This is a genomic window from Acinetobacter indicus (assembly GCF_009914475.1).
Lineage (GTDB): Bacteria > Pseudomonadota > Gammaproteobacteria > Pseudomonadales > Moraxellaceae > Acinetobacter > Acinetobacter indicus.
This window is the reverse complement of the sequence record NZ_CP045198.1, coordinates 421,196-440,584: the sequence shown is the minus strand read 5'-3', so window position 1 is coordinate 440,584 and position 19,389 is coordinate 421,196. Positions and strand designations below refer to the sequence as shown.

18 protein-coding genes are annotated in these 19,389 nt (G+C 46.9%); 8 read left to right on the top strand and 10 right to left on the bottom strand.

Translation table 11 applies throughout. From position 1 onward, the window contains the following. Window positions 1-76 precede the first annotated feature (76 nt). A complete protein-coding gene (locus GA693_RS02590; protein ID WP_005176594.1) occupies window positions 77-274 on the bottom strand; it encodes an NF038105 family protein in 198 nt (65 codons plus the stop codon). Window positions 275-462: 188 nt separating this feature from the next. On the opposite strand from GA693_RS02590, the gene GA693_RS02585 reads away from it, so the two are divergent. The 5 genes from GA693_RS02585 to GA693_RS02565 all read left to right on the top strand — a co-directional run bounded on the left by GA693_RS02585 (window position 463) and on the right by GA693_RS02565 (window position 3,744). Continuing rightward, entirely contained in the window at window positions 463-1,437 is a 975-nt protein-coding gene (locus tag GA693_RS02585) for a class 1 fructose-bisphosphatase (RefSeq protein ID WP_160241491.1), read from the top strand. Window positions 1,438-1,488: 51 nt separating this feature from the next. After that, the gene (locus tag GA693_RS02580; RefSeq protein ID WP_034597428.1) at window positions 1,489-2,265 is read left to right on the top strand and encodes a TrmH family RNA methyltransferase; all 777 of its coding nucleotides are present in this window, start codon (window positions 1,489-1,491) and stop codon (window positions 2,263-2,265) included. A 159-nt stretch (window positions 2,266-2,424) separates the two neighbouring features. Further along, the gene (locus tag GA693_RS02575) at window positions 2,425-3,039 is read left to right on the top strand and encodes an RNA polymerase sigma factor (RefSeq protein ID WP_005176588.1); all 615 of its coding nucleotides are present in this window, start codon (window positions 2,425-2,427) and stop codon (window positions 3,037-3,039) included. After that, window positions 3,036-3,356 (top strand): hypothetical protein, encoded by a 321-nt coding sequence (locus GA693_RS02570; RefSeq protein WP_016660007.1) that lies wholly within the window; start codon window positions 3,036-3,038, stop codon window positions 3,354-3,356. Before GA693_RS02575 ends, GA693_RS02570 begins: the two co-directional genes overlap by 4 nt. Beyond that, entirely contained in the window at window positions 3,346-3,744 is a 399-nt protein-coding gene (locus GA693_RS02565; RefSeq protein WP_005176585.1) for a DUF3106 domain-containing protein, read from the top strand. Before GA693_RS02570 ends, GA693_RS02565 begins: the two co-directional genes overlap by 11 nt. Window positions 3,745-3,828: 84 nt before the next feature. Here GA693_RS02565 and GA693_RS02560 read toward each other — a convergent pair whose 3' ends face one another. From GA693_RS02560 to cxpE, 4 genes are all read right to left on the bottom strand, one after another. Beyond that, on the bottom strand, window positions 3,829-6,273 hold the full coding sequence (locus GA693_RS02560; protein WP_160241492.1) for a CSLREA domain-containing protein: 2,445 nt from the start codon (window positions 6,271-6,273) through the stop codon (window positions 3,829-3,831). A 15-nt stretch (window positions 6,274-6,288) separates the two neighbouring features. Next, the gene (gene rbtA / locus GA693_RS02555; protein WP_160241493.1) at window positions 6,289-8,097 is read right to left on the bottom strand and encodes a rhombotarget A; all 1,809 of its coding nucleotides are present in this window, start codon (window positions 8,095-8,097) and stop codon (window positions 6,289-6,291) included. Between the two features lie 120 nt (window positions 8,098-8,217). Beyond that, window positions 8,218-8,922 carry a DnaA regulatory inactivator Hda gene (hda, locus tag GA693_RS02550; RefSeq protein WP_005176580.1) on the bottom strand — a complete coding sequence of 235 codons (705 nt, stop codon included), beginning with the start codon at window positions 8,920-8,922 and terminating at the stop codon, window positions 8,218-8,220. A gap of 18 nt (window positions 8,923-8,940) precedes the next feature. Next, a complete protein-coding gene (gene cxpE / locus GA693_RS02545; protein WP_005176578.1) occupies window positions 8,941-10,164 on the bottom strand; it encodes a chloramphenicol efflux transporter CxpE in 1,224 nt (407 codons plus the stop codon). 136 nt (window positions 10,165-10,300) lie between these two features. Between cxpE and purM the strand changes: the two genes are divergently transcribed. Both purM and purN read left to right on the top strand, forming a co-directional pair. Further along, complete coding sequence (gene purM, locus GA693_RS02540) at window positions 10,301-11,371, top strand: phosphoribosylformylglycinamidine cyclo-ligase (RefSeq protein ID WP_005176576.1); 1,071 nt, start codon at window positions 10,301-10,303, stop codon at window positions 11,369-11,371. 6 nt (window positions 11,372-11,377) lie between these two features. Beyond that, a complete protein-coding gene (gene purN, locus GA693_RS02535) occupies window positions 11,378-12,007 on the top strand; it encodes a phosphoribosylglycinamide formyltransferase (RefSeq protein ID WP_104500385.1) in 630 nt (209 codons plus the stop codon). A gap of 76 nt (window positions 12,008-12,083) precedes the next feature. Here purN and GA693_RS02530 read toward each other — a convergent pair whose 3' ends face one another. Continuing rightward, window positions 12,084-12,887 (bottom strand): alpha/beta fold hydrolase, encoded by an 804-nt coding sequence (locus tag GA693_RS02530; protein ID WP_160241494.1) that lies wholly within the window; start codon window positions 12,885-12,887, stop codon window positions 12,084-12,086. Then, window positions 12,884-13,909 carry a signal peptide peptidase SppA gene (gene sppA, locus GA693_RS02525; protein ID WP_016660002.1) on the bottom strand — a complete coding sequence of 342 codons (1,026 nt, stop codon included), beginning with the start codon at window positions 13,907-13,909 and terminating at the stop codon, window positions 12,884-12,886. The genes GA693_RS02530 and sppA overlap by 4 nt, the downstream gene beginning before the upstream one ends. A 130-nt stretch (window positions 13,910-14,039) precedes the next feature. On the opposite strand from sppA, the gene GA693_RS02520 reads away from it, so the two are divergent. Then, window positions 14,040-14,981, top strand: a complete 942-nt coding sequence (locus GA693_RS02520) for a lysophospholipid acyltransferase family protein (RefSeq protein ID WP_160241495.1) — start codon at window positions 14,040-14,042, stop codon at window positions 14,979-14,981. On the opposite strand, the gene GA693_RS02515 is transcribed toward GA693_RS02520, so the two are convergent. From GA693_RS02515 to GA693_RS02505, 3 genes are all read right to left on the bottom strand, one after another. Continuing rightward, window positions 14,978-17,380: a DNA internalization-related competence protein ComEC/Rec2 gene (locus tag GA693_RS02515; RefSeq protein WP_171502413.1), complete on the bottom strand. Its 2,403-nt coding sequence runs from the start codon at window positions 17,378-17,380 to the stop codon at window positions 14,978-14,980. The genes GA693_RS02520 and GA693_RS02515 overlap by 4 nt on opposite strands. An 85-nt stretch (window positions 17,381-17,465) precedes the next feature. Further along, the gene (lolD, locus tag GA693_RS02510; protein WP_005176563.1) at window positions 17,466-18,149 is read right to left on the bottom strand and encodes a lipoprotein-releasing ABC transporter ATP-binding protein LolD; all 684 of its coding nucleotides are present in this window, start codon (window positions 18,147-18,149) and stop codon (window positions 17,466-17,468) included. Then, window positions 18,142-19,377 carry a lipoprotein-releasing ABC transporter permease subunit gene (locus GA693_RS02505; protein ID WP_160241497.1) on the bottom strand — a complete coding sequence of 412 codons (1,236 nt, stop codon included), beginning with the start codon at window positions 19,375-19,377 and terminating at the stop codon, window positions 18,142-18,144. The genes lolD and GA693_RS02505 overlap by 8 nt, the downstream gene beginning before the upstream one ends. Window positions 19,378-19,389: the final 12 nt, after the last annotated feature.

Here is a 19,389-nt window from a genome sequence, read left to right as displayed (position 1 = left end):
GAGTTGCTCAATATAAAAAAGCGCTCCATCGGGCGCTTTTTTAATACTCAAACACAAGAGCTGAGTCAAATTCTATTTAAGGTGCATCTGCCTGTGCATCTTCTTCATCTTTGGCGGGTTGCATCGACTCAATCATGTCGTGCTTGTTAAATTTCTTGTACTCTGGTTTTGCTTCATACCCCTTCCAGGCCTCTTTGACCTTGTCGGCGCTAATTTCATCTAAACTAATGCCTTCGCTTGGGGTTGGAGTCGCATCAAACTTTAACGTTGTCATATGTGTGCTCCTATATACTGGTTGATTCTGTTCCTTCACATCAACATAGCACTTTCTAGCAGACTTGCAAGGGCAAAATCACGTCAAATAGTTGAGTTTAATTTTTCTTTTAAGCTGTTCTCATCTAAAATATCGGACAAAGCTTTTTTGATCATGCCCGATCGATTCTTATTCGGAGTTTTCCTATTATGTCTTATCGCACCCTGTCCCAATTTCTACAACAACAAAGCGGAAATTTAACCCCTGAACTTGCACAGGTGATTGAGACCATTGCCAACACCTGCAAAACCATTGATCAGGCTTTACAAAAAGGTGCCTTGGCTGGGGTTCTGGGCAGCGCACAAAATGAGAACGTGCAAGGCGAAGAGCAAAAGAAACTCGATGTCATTTCCAATGATTACCTGATTGATGCTTTACAGAAACATCCTAATGTCGGCGGTTTAGCCTCAGAAGAACTGGATGAGTTCACTCCGGCACAGGAAAATGGTCAATATTTAGTGTTGTTCGATCCGCTAGATGGTTCAAGCAACATCGACATCAATATGTGTGTCGGCACCATTTTCTCGATTCTTCCGGCAAAAAATGCCGTCACGCAAGCGGCTGATTTCATGCAGGCGGGCATTCACCAGGTTGCTGCCGGTTATGTACTGTATGGTCCATCGACCATGATGGCCTTAACCGTCGGTGCAGGTGTAGTGTTCTTTACCTTTGACCCGGAAGCTCAGGAATTCCTGCTGACTTCAGAAAATATCCAGGTGGCAGCCGACACCAAAGAATATGCGATTAATGCATCTAACCAGCGTCATTGGGAAGCACCCGTTCAACGTTATATTGATGAACTGCTAGCAGGTAAAACCGGTCCGCGTGAAAAAGATTTTAACATGCGCTGGGTGGCCTGTATGGTAGGTGATATTCACCGTATTCTGTGCCGTAGCGGGATTTTCATGTATCCATATGACCTGAAAGACCCGAAAAAAGCTGGCCGTTTACGTTTAATGTATGAAGCCAACCCGATGAGTATGCTCATGGAACAAGCCGGTGGTGCGTCGACAACAGGTCGTGTACGTATTCTGGAAATTGAACCGACCGATCTGCATCAACGTGTACCAGTGATCATTGGTTCTAAAAACGAAGTTGATCTTGTTACTGGCTACCACGCTTAATTTTTTCTGATAACACCTGTGGGTCTGTGCTCACAGGTGTGGATGTTCTCCATGCCTACCTTATTTCTCGAATCGAAAGATAATCCTAAAATTAAGCACCTACGTGGCTTGATTGAACAAAACAGCTACCGTAAAAAACAAGGTCAGACTGTGCTTGAAGGTTCGCACCTTTGTCTGGCATGGTTAGAACAAAACCGGAAAATTAACGCGATTTTCACCACCGAAAATGCCCTGAAACATCCTGATCTGAACGATATTCTGGACCAGTATCAGGGTACGGTGTTTGTAATTGGCGAGTCTTTATATAAAGATTTAAGTACCTTGGGCACCACCCTTGCCTGTCTGGCTATTGTCGATTTGCCAAGTTCCAGTCAGGCGCTTGACTATCAGGCCGATACCTTAATCTTGGAAAATGTCCAGGACCCGGGCAATGTCGGCACCCTGCTACGCTCGGCTGCTGCAGCCGGCATCCAGCAAATTGTCTGCACCAAAGGCTCCGCCTCGTTATGGTCACCACGGGTATTACGTGCCGGGATGGGTGCGCATTTTTCTTTGCAGACCTTTGAAAATATCCAGCTCGAGGAGATTCTGGAACAGTTTAAAATTCCGGTCTATGTCACCAGCTCACACCGTTCCACCAGCCTGTATGTCAAAGACTTAAGCCAGCCATGCGTATGGATTCTCGGCAATGAGGGTCAAGGTGTATCGGATTACGCACTAGCACATGCAGAAGCCGTTACCATTCCCCAACCGGGCGGACAGGAATCCTTAAATGTCGCGATTGCCGGTTCAGTCTGTTTTTTTGAAATGGTACGTCAACGACTCTAATACGTTAATTTATATTAAATAGGCTGGCCCTATTAAAAAAATAGATTACACTAGAAAAATAATAACTTGTAATGTCAACCGAACCATTATTTTTAACGTTAATAGTGCCATGAAGTTAAAAATAATGGTGGGTATCCAATGACAGGATTTTCCATCTCTATGGATTTAGCACCCAAAAAGTCTCAACCTGAAAGTTTGAGTACTCTGAAGAGTACGGCTGAACAACGCCTGAAAACTTTTATGCACGAGGTCACCGGGCGCGCCTTAGTGATGATGGAAAGTGCCACTCAGGGACAGCATGGCATCGCGATGGATCTGGTTCAGGAAGCCTTTATTTCCCTGCACAAATCCTATGCCGATAAAAGCACAGATGAGTGGTATCCGCTGTTCTACACCATTTTAAATAACAAATTACAGGACTGGCGACGTAAAGAAGCCCGTCGTGCACAACCCTTTTCATTTTTCCGCAAAGTCAGCCTGGATGACGATGATGTCGAACAAAATGATCTGGTCGATGAACGTGCACTCAATCCTGCTGAGTTTTTGGACCAAGCCATGACTGCTGAAGAAATTCAGGAGGCAATCGCCAAACTTCCGGTGCGTCAGCAACAAGCGTTTATGCTGCGGGCCTGGGAAGGGTTCGATACTCAGACCACTGCCCAGATTATGAATTGTTCTGAAGGCAGTGTAAAAACCCATTATCATCGTGCTATTCAGGCTTTACGCCAGACTCTGGCACATATGAATCCATATCTGGGAGGATCATCAGAATGAAACAAGATGATTTCTTAAAACAAGTGACTTCCAAACTTGATGGACTCGCCCACCACCACAAAGACAAAGCCGTGGTGATGAATCATGTTCTGGATCAGATTCAGGACCAGCAGACATCACGCTATGGCCTGTGGAAAATGTCCGGTTTTGCACTTGCGGCTGCCATTGCAGGGTTCGTCATTTTACCAAATTCGGTAGAAATGACCGCACAACCGCAAAATCAGGTGGTGGCTACGCCAAAACTTTCACCGCAAATGATGGAAGATCTAGAAATGTTATTGGTGCTGGGTGAGGATAAAGTTCAACATGGCAGCTAAACGTTTAGCATTCGCCTTCTGTGCGCTGGGCTTTTTACAAACCAGCTTTGCTGGCTTTGAGCGTTTCTGGATTTTCTCCAAAGATGCAGATACAAAAATTGTTGAAAGCTGGGAAACCCTCTCAGATGAAGAACAATTGGCCTTAATCAAACGTTATCAGAATTTAAAAGAACTGCCGTCCGATAAAAGTGCTTCTTTGCAACAGCGTATGGACTGGTTTATTCAGCTACCCGATGCAGAAAAGCAGAAAATGCGTGAAACCTGGCAAAAAATGAGTACCCAGGAACGCAAGGAACTCGGCCAAAGAATGCAGAAGGCCACGCCTGAAGAACGCGTGCTGATTCGTGAAGAATATATCAATAAATATATCACGCCGACGGAATACTAAGCGGTTAAGCCACACATCAACCCAATGCTGGTCCATAAAAAAGCCTCTTGAAAGAGGCTTTTTTACACTCACTGAATTCATGATTTAGGACTTAAACTGACGGCGTACACGATATACCGCCATGCCCAATAAACCAAATAATCCAGCAAGCCCTAGACTTCCACCACCGCTTCCTTCAGTATTGCTGTTTTTCGCGGTATTGATCAGGCTGATGGTCGCCTCATTAGACAGCTCCTGTTCAGCATCAAATACCTTGTATTTCAGCTCATAATCAAACGGGCTATAGCTGTTACGCACCTGAATCTGCAGGTTTCCGCCATAACAAGTTTCAGTTTCAGTTTCACGCACATAATCCCCTGGACATGGACCACTCCGGTCTGCCGTGACCAGTACACTTGAAGGCAAATTGGTTAAACGGATTGGCAATTCAAGTCCATTGCTATCGGTATAAAAGGCCGGTTTATTTTGTCCAGACAGCAGTGTATTGACAGGTCCATCGCCATCATCACTGTCATTTTCCAGCGGATTGACATTAATTTTCAAATCCGAACCATATTCAATGGTGTAGCGGTCGGCTTTGGCAATCGGTTTGATGTTCATGAATTTTGCTTCAAGCAAACCACTCGACTGAACAGTTGGATCCGTCACCGAGGTAATGGTATAGGCACAATAGGCAGAATCAATATTCTGGGTCACCTGATCATCGACCCGATAGAACAGAATCCGTTTTACATCGGCATCCCATTCGCATTTCAGGTTTGGATCATGCAGCAGTTTACTGCGGTCAAAGGCCACATCTTCTAAACCACCGCCAATACCATAGACTTCTGTACTGATATTAAAGTGTTCCGGTTTTAGTTCCAGCAATTGTGCCACGCTACCATCGGCATTTGGTTCATCATGCTTGAGGGCCAGTGCAAATGGATCGATATAAATAGTCCGATACTTCTGTTTTTGCTTGGAAAATTTAAGTAAATTTTCATAGTTTTGCAGATCTGCCTGATGTTGGGCCAACAGCTCTTTATTTTTCTCTGGTGCCTGAACCAGCGCTTTTAAACGGTCAATCTCCTGCTGATAGCTGTCAAACAAGGTCACATGCGACACGTTTTTCAGATTGACAATATCTGCTGCGGTCATACGCATGAGTTCAACCGAACCAATTTCACAGCTGTTTTTCTGTTCTGGATCTAAAATCAGGGTGCCATCAGTCACACGCTGTAAACCACGCTGATCTGACACTTCACAGCCAAATCCTTCGACATTGACCAGGTCCGCATCATTGTCCAGATTTTTTGGATAATATAACGGCAGGAATAAGTTGTAGGCTGAAGCCGGCTGCATTGGATAGAGCACATCACTTAACTGCTTGCCACTCAGATTCACCGAGCTCATTGAGTTTTCTTCTGTGCTCGCGAGCGTTTCCGGCAGGTCACATACCCCCTGCTCTACACTTTGTGCATTCGGGAAAATTAGCGCATTGCGTGATGAGCTGATATTCGGTTGCCGCTCGGTTAAATTGCCATTATTCAACGCATAACGGCATGATTTTCCGGTATTAAATGCCAGCACATTAAACCTTAACACCTTAATGCCTGAATCATCATAATAGAAGGTGCTGGCGGCCTCATTTTCGACAATGGTATTGTTATTTAAACTGAAGACCGATTGCGTACTGAGGCGGTGTTCCGGGCCATTGGCCAGGTTAAAAATATGCCCCTGCGTTAAGTTCGCTTTATTTTTAGCCACTGTGGTATTGGTTAAAGTCAGACGCGGCTTGCCACAAAAATCAAAGCTACTCAGGCTGTTGCTGTTGCCATTCTGAATGACACTGCTTTGCTGAATGGTAATATTGGCTTGGGTATCTGCCAGATTTGCCGTACAGTCCATCGCCAGCACACTGCCGACACTGGCGCTGTTCCCCTGAATCAGGCTATTCACCACCGTAATTGGCTGTTCCTGATTATGGGCAGCAATATACAGTGCACCACCCCGCGCTGCCTGCGAGTCCAGAATTGCGGTATTGGTTAAGGTCAACGGTCCGGCAACCAGTAAAGCCCCACCCAGCCCATCGCTATAGCCATTTTTAAGGGTCAGATCGTCAAACATAACATTGGCCTGACTGTCGAGCGTATTAACAATACGATGCAGCCCCTGGCCGTTAATAATGGTCTGATGCGGTATCAGCGCCGGATAACGGTGGGTAATAGGATCTTTCTTGCTGTAATCAAGCGGTGTTGCGCCCATAATCCGCACATTGGACTGCGGGCGTAATTCAGCATTTAACTTGTATTCACCCGCTTGCAGACGGATATAATCCACTGCAATATAGTTGGTATTGCCGACACTACAGCCCCCAAAGGCTTTGTTCTGTTTGGCCGCCACCAAGGCTTCACGTAGCGAACATTTATCCGGGTTTTCACCATTTTCATCGGCAAATGTAGTGACATAAATAGTACGGTCTTCTGCGGCCATTAATGACATGGCACTGACAATCATGACTCCCAAGAGTGCTTTTTTATAATTTTTCATTCCCTTTCCCTGTTTTTATTTTTTACGGCGCCAAGCTGCCAGTAACATCAATATGAGCACGCCATAGCCAGCCACTGCTCCGCCAGATGTTTTAATTTTGTCACTGTCCATGTGGTTTTCAGGTGCCTGAACTACTTGTACACGAATTTCTACATATGGTTTGGTGGTATTAAAACGTGTACTGGTGGTCACCAGTTTAATTTTAAAAACATCTGCGCCATGCCAGGCAGAATCCGGGGTATAAATAATCTTGCCCTGCTCATCAATCGTCAGTTGACCCTTGGAACTGGTCTGGGTCTGCTCAATCTGCACACAACCGGCCTGCCAGGCTTTCCCAGTCGGATTGCTGCTAAACAGACTGTCACAGAACTCGGCTGGTACCAGATCACTATCACCAATTAAATCGCTGACCGACATTTCGGCAATTTCACCGGCCAGAATATCCCGACCAATGAGACCTGAGGCATCAGGTACGGTAATTTCAATTGCACCACGGTCACACAAGGTATTATCCGAAGCTCGGTTCACCCCGCGCTGATCTGCCGAGGCACAAGTAACCTGCTCAGTGGTACCCACTTGTGCATAGCCTTTGTTGACGATTGGAGAGTCAGCCAGAGCCTGGTAATTCAGTAAAATACGTGGGCGGATATAGCCCAAGAACTGTTCTTCTTTAACCTGATACGGGCAGAATAAGGCGTCCTCATCTTCACTCAGCACTTTACAGGCGCCTTCCAGGATATTCCCGCTAAAAATATGGCTACCCTGCCAGATCTGGTTCGGGTAATTGGTATCACCCAGTCCACATTCTTCAGAGACCAGATTGTTTTGCAGCACGCTTTGATCGGCTGCCTCTTTGCTACAGTTAGCAGACTGCGCCGTCACAGGATGTGGATTGGCCAGCAGAATACTGTTGGCAATATAGCCTTTTCCTGCCGGGGCTTCTAAACGTACCCCTGCGCTATTGCCCATTAAAGTGACGTTATTGACCCCGATATTGTCTCTCAGGTTCAGCACATAGCCTTCATTGCGGTTAAAGGTCGTACTGCTGATGGTATTGGCAGCGGCCAGCAGCTTGAGATTTTCGACATCTTCTGTAGGTAACTGGGTGTAGAGGTTGGCAGATGCCAGATCGCTGGTTTTGTTGTCGCTAAACACCGCTGCATAAATCCGGAAGCTTGGCAGTCGGCTATAGATGGCGCCACCCTCGGTGGCATGGTTGTGCTGGATTAAACTGTTTTTAATTTCAATAAAGGCTGGCGCGATATTCTCTCCCACTTCAGCCAGATTATAGATGGCACCGCCCTGGTTGGCTCGGCCCTGACTCAGCTTGACATAATCCAGCACCAGGTATTCATGGTTCAGAATCAGACCGCCCTGATTGGGACGGCAACTGTCGCTGCCACAGCCTTGCAGGCTGACTTCGCTCAGGTTGACCTGAATACGTTTATCATCGCTGCTTTCAATATGAAAAATACGTTCATTACCAGCCATTTCGATAATGGCATTGTTCAGGCCTTTGATATTGTTTTCTTTCAAGCCGGTGTCATAGGTGGTTTTAATGCTTAAGGGTTGGGTAATTTTTAACTGCTGATTGAGTTTATAAACGGCGTGTTTTTCTAACAGAATGACATTGGAGGAATTTTCGCCACCGCAGCCATTATGACCTTCTTCCGGCAACCCCAAATTAATATACTCGACTGCTTCGCGCAGTGAGCATTCTTTATCATTGGCTTGAATATCTTCAGTGATGGTGACAACAATATTGCTACTATAAGCATGTCCCGCAATAAACAGCATACCAATGCCGATGCTCCGCTTGAGCATAAGCTTACTCCTTAACCTATTTATTCATTTTTATTTTTAAGTTGCAGCTTCCTTGCAACTAAGACTTATTTTGAGTGTAATTTGTCATAGCTAGAGTAATTACTCAAGTTTTTTTGTATTTTACCGATATTCGTCAATTAATGCGTAGATCTGGCGCAAATTCGCGCCGCTCAGTTTGGTTTTTTCGCCTTTTAGTAGCTGAATCAGTTGTTGCAGGCTTTGTAACAGCATTGAGGTCTGCTGCGGACCATGTAGCAGCAAGTAGTCAATAATCTGCTGATCAATCTGAATACCTTTACGTTGCAGCACCGAAGTTACCAAAGCCTGACGGTCGGCAAACAGGCTGCCGGTCGGCACTTTCACACTCACAGCCTGAGTTAAACGGGACTGTAAATCGGGCAATTCCAGTTTCAGTTCAATCGGGGCAAAACGTGATGAAAACACCAATTGCCCGCCCATTTCATTGCTGTAATTGATTAAATGAAATACCGCGCGCTGCCAATGCGGCACGCCGCTAATCGCTTCAATATCATCCAGACAGACCAGATCAAAATGATCTAAAGAGGTAATGGCTTCGGTCGGGGCATCCAGAAGTTCCAGCAAAGAGACTTTAATCGCGGATTTGCCAATTTCCAGATAAGAATCGCAAATCGCCGAAAGCAGATGGCTTTTGCCGGTACCCGCACCGCCATAAACATAAAAACGGTTAACCAGCCCCGCATGCAACTGGCGCACTGCGTCAATTACATGGCCCCAGCCCGGACCAGAAAAATCACTGATTCGGGCATCGAGTTGAGGTTCTATATCAAGCTGCAGTTGACGCATATACAGAATAGGCCTTCGTTAAACATCTTTAGGATCAAGAGGATTCATCTTACTCGATTTTTCAGTCTGTTGCAGTGGCTTTGTCTGATCTTTCTCAAGATCAATATCGACATCCACCTGATCAGTTTCTATGCTGATACTGCCCGTTTGCTGGTCATGATGAATGATAGCCGTCGACTGTCCATACCACTGACTGCGTTCATAGCAATCCCGGGCATGACGCAGCAAGACCACAATTACCGCGGCAACCGGCAAGGCAATTAACATCCCGAGGAAACCGGCCAGTTGCGCACCAGCCAGTACAGCAAATACCACTGCTACCGGTGACAGTCCAATTTTATCGCCCAGTAAAAACGGTTGCAGCACGTAGCCTTCTACCGCCTGACCAATCATAAACACCACCAGCACCAAGAACAGTTGCATCCAGTCGATACCGAACTGCAATAAGGTGGCAATGACCGCAGCAATAATCCCGACCGCAAAACCTAAATATGGGATGATACTGGCCAGACCTGCCACCATCCCGATAATCAGGCCAACGTCCAGACCAATCAGTTGCAGACCGGTGGCATAGACCACACCTAGGAGGATCATCACCAGGAACTGACCTTTGACAAACGCGCCTAATACGTTATGGCATTCATTCACAATATGCAGGGTGCTGCGCTCATACGGACGTGGAATTAAACGGCGCAGACTGTCCAGCATACGGTCCCAGTCGAGCAGAAAATAGAAGGCAATAATTGGAATTAAAACAATGGTCCCGCCAATCTGGATAAAGTTCAGACCGGACTGCGCCACCCGTAAAATCATGGCCTGAATGCTGTCGGCGCTGTAATTGGTCTGCACATAGTCCATGATAATGGTTGACATATGCGTGGTATCAATTTCCATCTCATCGACATTAAAGGTTTCAGAAATCCAAGGCAAAAAGGTGGTATTGATCCAGTTAATTCCGACCGGAATACTGTCGCGGGCAATCATCAGCTGTTTCCAGACCAGCGGAATGATGTACCAGACTGCCACGGTCAGTAGAATCCCGATTCCGACAAAAACGATGCTGATGGATAACCAGCGCGGCACCCCGACCCGATATAAAGTATCAACCAGCGGACTGAACAGATAAGCCACAAGAAAGGCGACAATAAATGGAATAACGACCGGCTTGAGTAAATATAAAATCCAAAAAATTAAAGCTATCCCGGCAAGGATAAAAATGCGACGTAAAGTACGATCTGCCATAGAATCTCGCCTTTTTGCAGTGTAATCGTTATATAAAGTAAAATATTTTAATAAAGATAGCATTTTAGCGCATAAATAACATAAGAGTTTCGTATATTCGGGTTATAATCCCCCGCGCGAATGCGGAGACTTCATTATGAGCAACTCAACTTCTAACCCTACCCCTGGTTTAAGCTATAAAGATGCTGGTGTCGACATCGAAGCCGGTGACGCGTTAGTCGATCGAATTAAATCTGTTGCGAAACGCACCACTCGTCCTGAAGTGATGGGCGGATTAGGCGGCTTTGGCGCACTTTGTAAAATTCCTAAAGGTTATGAAGAACCTGTTCTCGTATCAGGCACAGACGGTGTTGGTACAAAATTACGTTTAGCCCTTAATTTAAACCGTCATGACACTATTGGTCAGGATCTGGTGGCCATGTGTGTGAACGACCTGCTGGTTTGTGGCGCAGAACCACTGTTCTTCCTCGACTACTATGCAACGGGTCACTTAAACGTTGATGTTGCAGCCAATGTAGTTACCGGGATCGGTCAAGGTTGTGAGCTTGCGGGCTGTGCACTGGTTGGCGGTGAAACTGCTGAAATGCCAGGCATGTATGAAGGCGAAGATTATGACCTTGCAGGTTTCTGCGTAGGCGTGGTTGAGCAAAGCAAAATTATTGATGGCTCTAAAGTCAAAGCGGGTGATGTTCTGATTGGTGTTGCGTCTTCAGGTGCACACTCAAACGGCTATTCTCTGCTTCGTAAAATTCTGGACGTGAAAAACGTTGACCTGACTCAAATCGTAGATGGCCGTCCGCTGGCAGATGCAGCGATGGAACCAACCCGTATTTATGTCAAACCGATTCTTGAATTACTTAAATCTGTTGATGTTCACGCAATGGCGCACATCACCGGTGGCGGTTTACCTGGTAACTTACCACGCGTTCTGCCAAATGGTGCGCAAGCGGTAATTAACGAATCCTCTTGGGAATGGCCAGAACTGTTCAAACTGCTGCAAAAAGAAGGCGGTGTTGAACAATTCGAAATGTACCGTACCTTTAACTGTGGCGTTGGTATGGTATTGGCAGTGGATGCAGCAGATGCAGACAAAACTGTTGAATTGCTGAACCAGTTAGGCGAAAAAGCCTGGGCCATGGGTCACATTGTTGACAATGCAGAATCTGTTGAAGGTGCTGACGAAAAAATCCGTGTGATTTTTGCGTAATTGTCTATGTTGAAAATTGCTGTACTTGTTTCAGGCAGTGGATCGAACTTACAAGCCCTGATTGATGCCCGTCTTTCCGGGCAAATTGTTGGGGTCATTTCCAACAAGCCTGAAGCCTATGCGCTGGAACGTGCCCAAAAAGCCGGTATTGCCACTGCGGTAATTGAACACAAGCAATACCCAGACCGTGAAAGTTTTGATGATGTGATGCATCAACAGCTTTTAGACTGGGAGGTTGATCTGGTGGTGCTGGCAGGCTTTATGCGCATTTTAAGCGCCAAGTTTGTTAAAGCCTGGGAAGGGAAAATGCTGAACATTCACCCTTCTCTGCTGCCGCATTACAAAGGCATGCATACTCATCAACGGGTGTTAAACACGGGTGATGTCTATCATGGCTGTACGGTACATTATGTGACTGCCGAGCTGGATGCCGGTCAGGCGCTGGCCCAAGGGGTACTTACTGTATCGCATCAGGACAGCGTGGAAAGCTTGGCCAATCGTGTGCATGTGCTGGAACATCTGATTTATCCGCAAGTGGTGGAATGGATTTGTAGTGGTACGCTGCAGCACACACCAAACGCGGTGCTGTATCGTGGTCAGGTGTTAGCGCAACCGCTACAGTTCTGTCAGCGCTAAAATAAAAAGTAATATCTATAAAAAAACGCATCCTCGGATGCGTTTTTTTATGACCTGATTTTTCCCAAAAGTAATCTTAAGGTGCCTGATCCTTTAATAAGGATTTAATCATCTGTGCCACTTGCTCAGGCTGTTCCAGTGGGAACATATGACCGCCCGGCGCAACATGAAAAGGAATCCCGAATTTCTTCTCAATTTGCTGCGGAAACTTGCGGGCCAGAAACGGACCTTTCTCGGCCACCACCAGTTGTGCCGGTACTTTCAATTTGGCCTGTGGCAACCACCATAAAGATGGATTGGTACGGAAAATCTGTACTTCATCCATTTTAGGAATGGTAAGCGTCACCCCACCACGTACAGGATCTTCTGTCAGTGCATGGTCGATATAAGCCTGAAAACAGTCCGGATCAAAATCTTGATAAAAGCCTTTGGGTCTGAGCAGCTCGGCCGCCTGCTGACGTGACTCCCAATGATCACGGCGGCGTTTAGACAATCCCGCCGGTGACATTTTATCGAGGGCTTTCAGCTTCAACAGTTTCGCTACATGCATCACTAAGGCTTCTTTACCCATGATCATTGGCGGATCCAGCATGATCAGCTGGGAAAACAGTTCCGGGCGTTGCTGCGCGGCCTGAAAGCTCAGCACCGAACCAAGTGAATGACCCAGTGCAATCACCTTGCGGCCTTGTGCCTGCCGCACAATACTGTCAATCACCTGCTGGGTCAGACTGTTCCAGTGATTATCGATTGGATAACGTTTATCTGGCCCGAGCAAAGGCACATCAATCACGTCATAATCATCTTGCAGATGCTGAAATAGTTTTTGATAGACCCGTGACGGTACGCCATTGGCGTGAGCAAAATGGATTAATGGTTTCATTGTAATTTGGTACTTTGTTCAGATTGAATCTGCTGCGATACAGCGCTGGCCATCCCCTGACCTACCGCAGTGCCCATACGACCCAGCATCGAATCCAGCGGATTATATTCAATGGTATAGTTGACGGTTTTGTCGACTTTTAATTCACGTTTTAACGTATTCATACTGCCCAGACGGTCAATAATACCCAGTTTCAACGCCTGATCACCGGTCCAGAATAAACCGGAAAACAAGGTTGGATCATTGGCTTTTAACTTGTTGCCACGGCCCTGTTTGACTGCAGTAATGAAATGCGCATGCACATTATCCAGCACACCCTGAACATGGGCTTTTTGTGCCGGATCCACCGGTTGTGTCATCGACAGCAGCGCCTTATTTTCACCGGAGGTCATGGTGCGATCTTCAACACCCAGCTTTTGCATTAAGCCACTAACGCCATAATTCGGCATAATCACCCCAATCGAGCCAACCAGACTGGATGGATTGGCAATAATTTCATCGGCAGCTGAAGCAATATAATAAGCGCCTGAAGCGCCGGTATCGCCAATCACCGCATACAGTTTTTTATCCTGATGCTGCTGTTTTAAATACTGGATTTCCTGCCAGATTTCATCGGACTGAACCGGTGATCCGCCCGGTGAATTAATATTTAGCACCACCGCCTTACTGCCGCTTGCTTCATAGGCTTTACGCAGTGATTTAATGGTATTTTCACTATTGACGCTCTGTTTATCCGCTGCGATGGTGCCCACAATATCGACCACGGCAATATGCGAACTGCTGGTCACGGCCGTAGCAGAATTATTGCTACAGCTTTTACCCATAATCACCAGCAGAATAAAAATATAGGCAAAGGTCAGGAACTTAAAGAAAATTCCCCAGCGTCTGGCGCGGCGCTGTTCTTCAACAGAGGCTAAAACCGCTTTTTCCAGTAACTTCCATTCGTTTCCTGTCGGTTGTTGTGCTGTGGGTGGATGGCTATTCTTGATTTCATTTTCTGGTTTAGGCGGCCAATCGGACATAAAAACAATCCAAAACTCGAGTTAATTTTCCTCCATTATATACGCCGAAAAACTGATTGCTGTCTAAATTGAATGTTTTCCCCTATAATATTTTCATTTTTAACCTGTTCTTTAGATTTCACTATACTGAATGACTGATAAACTCGCCCCAACGACTATCTCTCGTTTACTTCATTTTGTCAGTCGACAACCCCTCAGCCTTTCACGTTGGGCGGCCCGCGTGTTGGCGGCATTTTTGAATGTCTTTCAGCTCAGCAAGACCTCTCAGGTCATTCGCCTCAATTTAAATATTGCCCTGCCGCATTTAGATACGACCCAGCGTGAACAGCTGGCGCGTCAGGCCATTCGCAATGAACTCACCTCTTATTTTGAGTTTTTTAATATCTGGGGCGCAGAAAACCACAAGAATATTTCCCGCATTCATCAGGTGCATGGCGAACAGCTGTTACATGAGGCACTGGCTGCGCAAAAAGGCGTGGTACTGATTGTGCCGCATTTTGGCACCTGGGAAATCATGAATGCCTGGGTGGCGCAGCACACCGAAATGACCATCATGTATAAACCGGTGAAAAATCCATCGGCTGATGAGTTTGTCCGTAACGCTCGCAGCCGTGAACAGGCCAATCTGGTGCCGACCAATGACAGCGGTATTCGTCAGATTTTTAAGGCACTGAAACAAGGCGGAACCACGGTAATTCTGCCGGACCACACCCCGCATTTGGGGGGTGAAATGATTCACTATTTTGGTCTGCCACTTGAATCCAGCAACCTGAGCGCCAAGCTGATTCAAAAAACTAAAGCCGCTGCCCTGTTTCTGTATGCACTGCGCAATGAACAGCAAGGTTTTGATATTTTCATTGAAGCCATGGACGCACGGCTCTACGGCTGTTCTGCCAATGAAGGCACCGCAATGATTCACCAGAAGATTGAACAGCTGATTGCCCAGCATCCGGAACATTATCACTGGAGTTATAAACGCTTTAAGGCACATCCAGCCTTAAGACGGATTTATGATATTCCTACGGATGAAGCCTTGGCGTTAATTCAAAATACCAAAGCTAATTCCGCTTAATCACGCCGCAGCCAAACCCGCATATGCCGATACGGTAGCACCTCATTCTCAGTGGGATAAAACTGGATGCTACCCTGCTGCGCGGTCTGCCATAATGGAATTTTTAAGGCGTTCAGTCGGGCTTGTACCTGTGTGCTCGGATGCCCATAACGGTTATTTAGCCCCGCCGATGCAATTGCCAGTTTAGGCTCCAGCTGTTTTAAAAACTGGTAAGATGAACTGTGCCGGCTACCATGATGGCCAAGCACCAGCACATCCACTTTTAAATCCGGATAATCCTGTAATAACTGATATTCAGTCGGCCAGCCTGCATCACCCATCAATAAAAAGCGAGAATAAGGCTGAGCCTGTGCAAACTCGACCAGCAGCACACAGGAACTTTCATTTTTCTGCTGTTCTACAGGATTTAACTGCTCCGGTTTCGGAGAGAGTATCTGTATCTGGATGCCCGGCTGCCACTGCCATTGCTGTCCTTGCTGGCAATAGTCAAAATGGCTATGAGGATTTACTTCAAGCTGAGCATTGGCATAGACCTGTTGCACCTGTAACTGTGGCTTTAAGGTCTGATAAGCGCCGCTATGATCCTGATCCAGATGGGTCAACCATAAATAATCTAACTGCTGCACGCCTTTGACACTTAAAAAGGGCTGGATAATCTGCCGGCCGATACTCCATTTCTGTTCATCATAATGACCGCCCATATCAATCATCATGCTGTGTTCACGATAGCGTAAAAAGATTGCCTGCCCCTGCCCAACATCCAGCACAGTAAGTTCCACCTGCCGAGAAAACTGATCCTGAAACAGCAAAGGCAACAAGCACAGCGCTGACCAGGCTTTAGGCACTAGACCTGCGGGAAGAAATAAAATCATCAGTCCCAGCACCAGACTCAGCAGCATCGGTGGGCTCAGCGCAACCGGAATCAGTTGCGGCACAAACAGCAAATCCAGCAACTGCAAACAACCCAATAACAGACTTAGCGCCAAGTCATTGAGCTGAAACAGCAACTGGCTCAGCGGTTCCGCCAGATAAAAACTTAAACCGGCCAGAATATCCAGCGGTACAGTCACCAGACCGATCCAGGGAATGGCCAATAGATTACTCAGCGGCGCAATCCAGGCAATCTGCTTGAAGAAGATGATCATCAGCGGAAACAGCGCAATAAAAATTTTCCATTGCGATTCAAATAACAGCCGGAAGCCCTGCCACAATTTCTGCATCAACGTCTGCTGCGGATGCACCGGTTGTTGCCGGAGGGTCTGGTAAATCCTTAACAGCACAAAGCAGGCGCCATAAGACAGCCAGAATGCCGCCGACAGCACACTCAACGGATCAAGCAGCAGCAATAACGAAGCACTACCAATCAGCAAAGACAGCGGCTGTATCGGCTGCTTTAGCAACAGGCAGGCGCCTGCCACCAGACAAATCAGTAAAGTTCTGAGCGCAGGAATTTCAAACCCAACATAGGCACAATATACAAATACACAGCCCATAAACGGCAGCAACAGCAGATAACTTCGGGGCAATCGCGCATATAATTCGGGCCAATAGCGAGTGACCAGGCGCTGCAGCACAAAACACAGCATGGCGGCAAAAATCAGCACATGCGGCCCGGAAATCGCCAGCAAATGACTCATCCCGAAACGCTGAAACTGCTGCTCGGTGGCTTCATCGAGTAAACTTTTATCGCCAGTCAGCAGTGCCAGCATTAAACCGGGATGCCGCAATGCCTGCTGCTGGATAAAGTCACGAATCTGTAAACGCTGCGTTTCGATCCACAATTTAAACTGCGGCCAGAGTTGCTGCTGCTGTCTTAAATAGCCCCCAAATCCCAGCCGATACAGTTCCGATTCAGTCAGTTCCACAATCGACTGGACCTGAAAGCCGCTCATGATATTTTGCTGGAGATACCACTGCTCTACATCAAACGCACCCGGAACGGCAAAACTGTGCGCCGGCAAGGTCTGCCCCTGTAAACGATAATAACGCCCCAGCTGTAGTTCCTGTTCAGCCGGCAGCAAGGCCAGCCATTGCACCGGCTGGCTATGCCGGTTCAGCACCTGAACCGGTTGCCGGAGCTGGCTGCTACCCAGCTGATTGATTTGCTGGACATAGACCACCACCTCTGCCGGCTGGCGGGTCAGTTCACGAAATATCAACCGCTCTTGCAACTGGTTTTGGGCAAAATTCAGCCCCAACAAAAATGTAATGACAAATGCCACACAGGTATTAATCAATTGGATGCCCAGATGGGACCAATGTAAAGCAGCTATTTGCTGTAAAAGCAGGATAATCAGTAACAGGCCTGACAACCAGAGCGGGAAATCCAGCATCGGCCATAGCGTTGTGCCCATACAGGCAATACCTACAATCCAGCCGGCACCCATGATTTTGAACATGTCGTTTTCTGTCTTATTTTTATTTTGAGCAAGCATAAAGCCCACCGGAGTGGGCTTCAAGGGTCATTGATCTGATAATCGGGTTTTAGTCGGGTACCCAGATGCCATCCTGCATATGCAAAATGGTATCGGCCGATTTGGCCAGCTCTTCATCATGGGTCACAATTAGCATGGCCATATTAAACTCACGGCGCAGCTCGCGTAACAGCTCAAAAATCTTGATGGCGGTTTTACGGTCCAGGTTCCCGGTCGGTTCATCAGCCAGCATGACTGCCGGCTTGGTGACAATGGCACGCGCCAAGGCCACACGCTGACGTTCACCACCCGACAGTTCACCCGGTTTATGGGTCAATCGATGCGATAAGCCCACCCGATCCAGCAGATATTCGGCCTGCTGTTTGACTTCTTTAAAGTTGCTTTCCTTACGCAGCATCAAGGGCATTGCCACATTTTCCAGCGCACTAAATTCAGGTAGCAAATGGTGGAACTGATAAACAAAGCCCAGATATTGGTTACGCAAATAACCACGCTCAGCTTCGCCTAAATTGTCAAAGCGCTGGCCATTTAAATAAACCTCGCCCTGACTTGGACGATCAAGCCCGCCAAGGACGTGCAGCAAGGTACTTTTACCTGAACCACTGGCGCCGACAATCGACACAAATTGTCCCTGTTCGATTTTTAAATCGAGGCCGCGCAGTACATCTACTGTGGTTTTGCCGTCAGTAAAATGTTTAGTGACCTGTTTGGCTTCTAGTACAGTTTTATTCATAACGAAGCGCCTCTGCAGGTTGAATTTTCGCCGCGCGTAACGCCGGATAAATTGTGGCCAGGAAACTTAAAATTAAAGACAGGCTGACAATGACCACGACATCTTGCCATCTTAAATGCGATGGTAAGTAGTTAATGAAATAGGCATCAAACAGATTCAAGCCCAAAACATTGTTCAGCCAGGCAATAAAACCACTGATGCTGGAGGCAAAAATAATTCCAAGAATCGCGCCGGAGACTGTCCCGATCACGCCAATCACGGTCCCTTGCACCATAAAGATTCGGGTAATCGTGCCCGGAGATGCACCTAAGGTCCGTAAAATTGCGATATCGGCTTTTTTGTCAGTCACCACCATCACCAGAGAAGAGACAATATTAAAGGCTGCGACCAGTACGATTAAGAACAGTAACAGGCTGACCATGGCCTTTTCCATCTGAATCGCACTGAACAGGTTGCCATGGGTATAGGTCCAGTCTGAGGCATAGAAATTGGCTGGCAGTTCACTCACAATGTCGTTGGCAACGGTGGGTGCAGCAAAAATATCATCCAGCTTCATGCGTACGCCTTGTGCGCCATCCGGCAGACGTAACAAGGTCGAAGCATCATTCAGGGCGATATAGCCCATCATCGAATCAACTTCGGCACCAATGCTGAAAATCCCCACAATGGTAAAACGTTTAAAACGTGGCACCACACCGGCCGGTGATGGCGTTGCTTCAGGCAAGACCAAAGTAATACTGTCATTTAAACTGAGGCCCAAGGCATCGGTCATTTGCTTGCCCAGCACAATCCCAAACTCGCCTTTTTTCAGGTTATCAATACTGCCTTCCACCATATGTTGATGAATAATCGAAACTTTCTTCTCATATTCCGGTTCGATACCGGTCACCATAATGCCGGAAACCTGGCCATGTGCAGTCAACATCCCCTGTAATTGGGTAAACGGTGCAACACCTGTAACGTGCTCATGTTGCTCAACTTTTTTTGCAAGTTCAGGCCAATCTGTTAAAATCTGGGTAGATGAAACAGTCGCTTGCGGAATCATCCCCAAGACCCGGTTCTTCAATTCACGGTCAAATCCGTTCATCACAGATAACACTGTAATCAGAACAGCAACACCTAAAGTGAGACCGATCATTGAAACCAGAGCAATAAAAGAAATAAAGTGATTACTGCGCCGAGCGCGCGTATATCTCAACCCTATATATAGCGAGATTGGTTTAAACATACCATCTAGTCC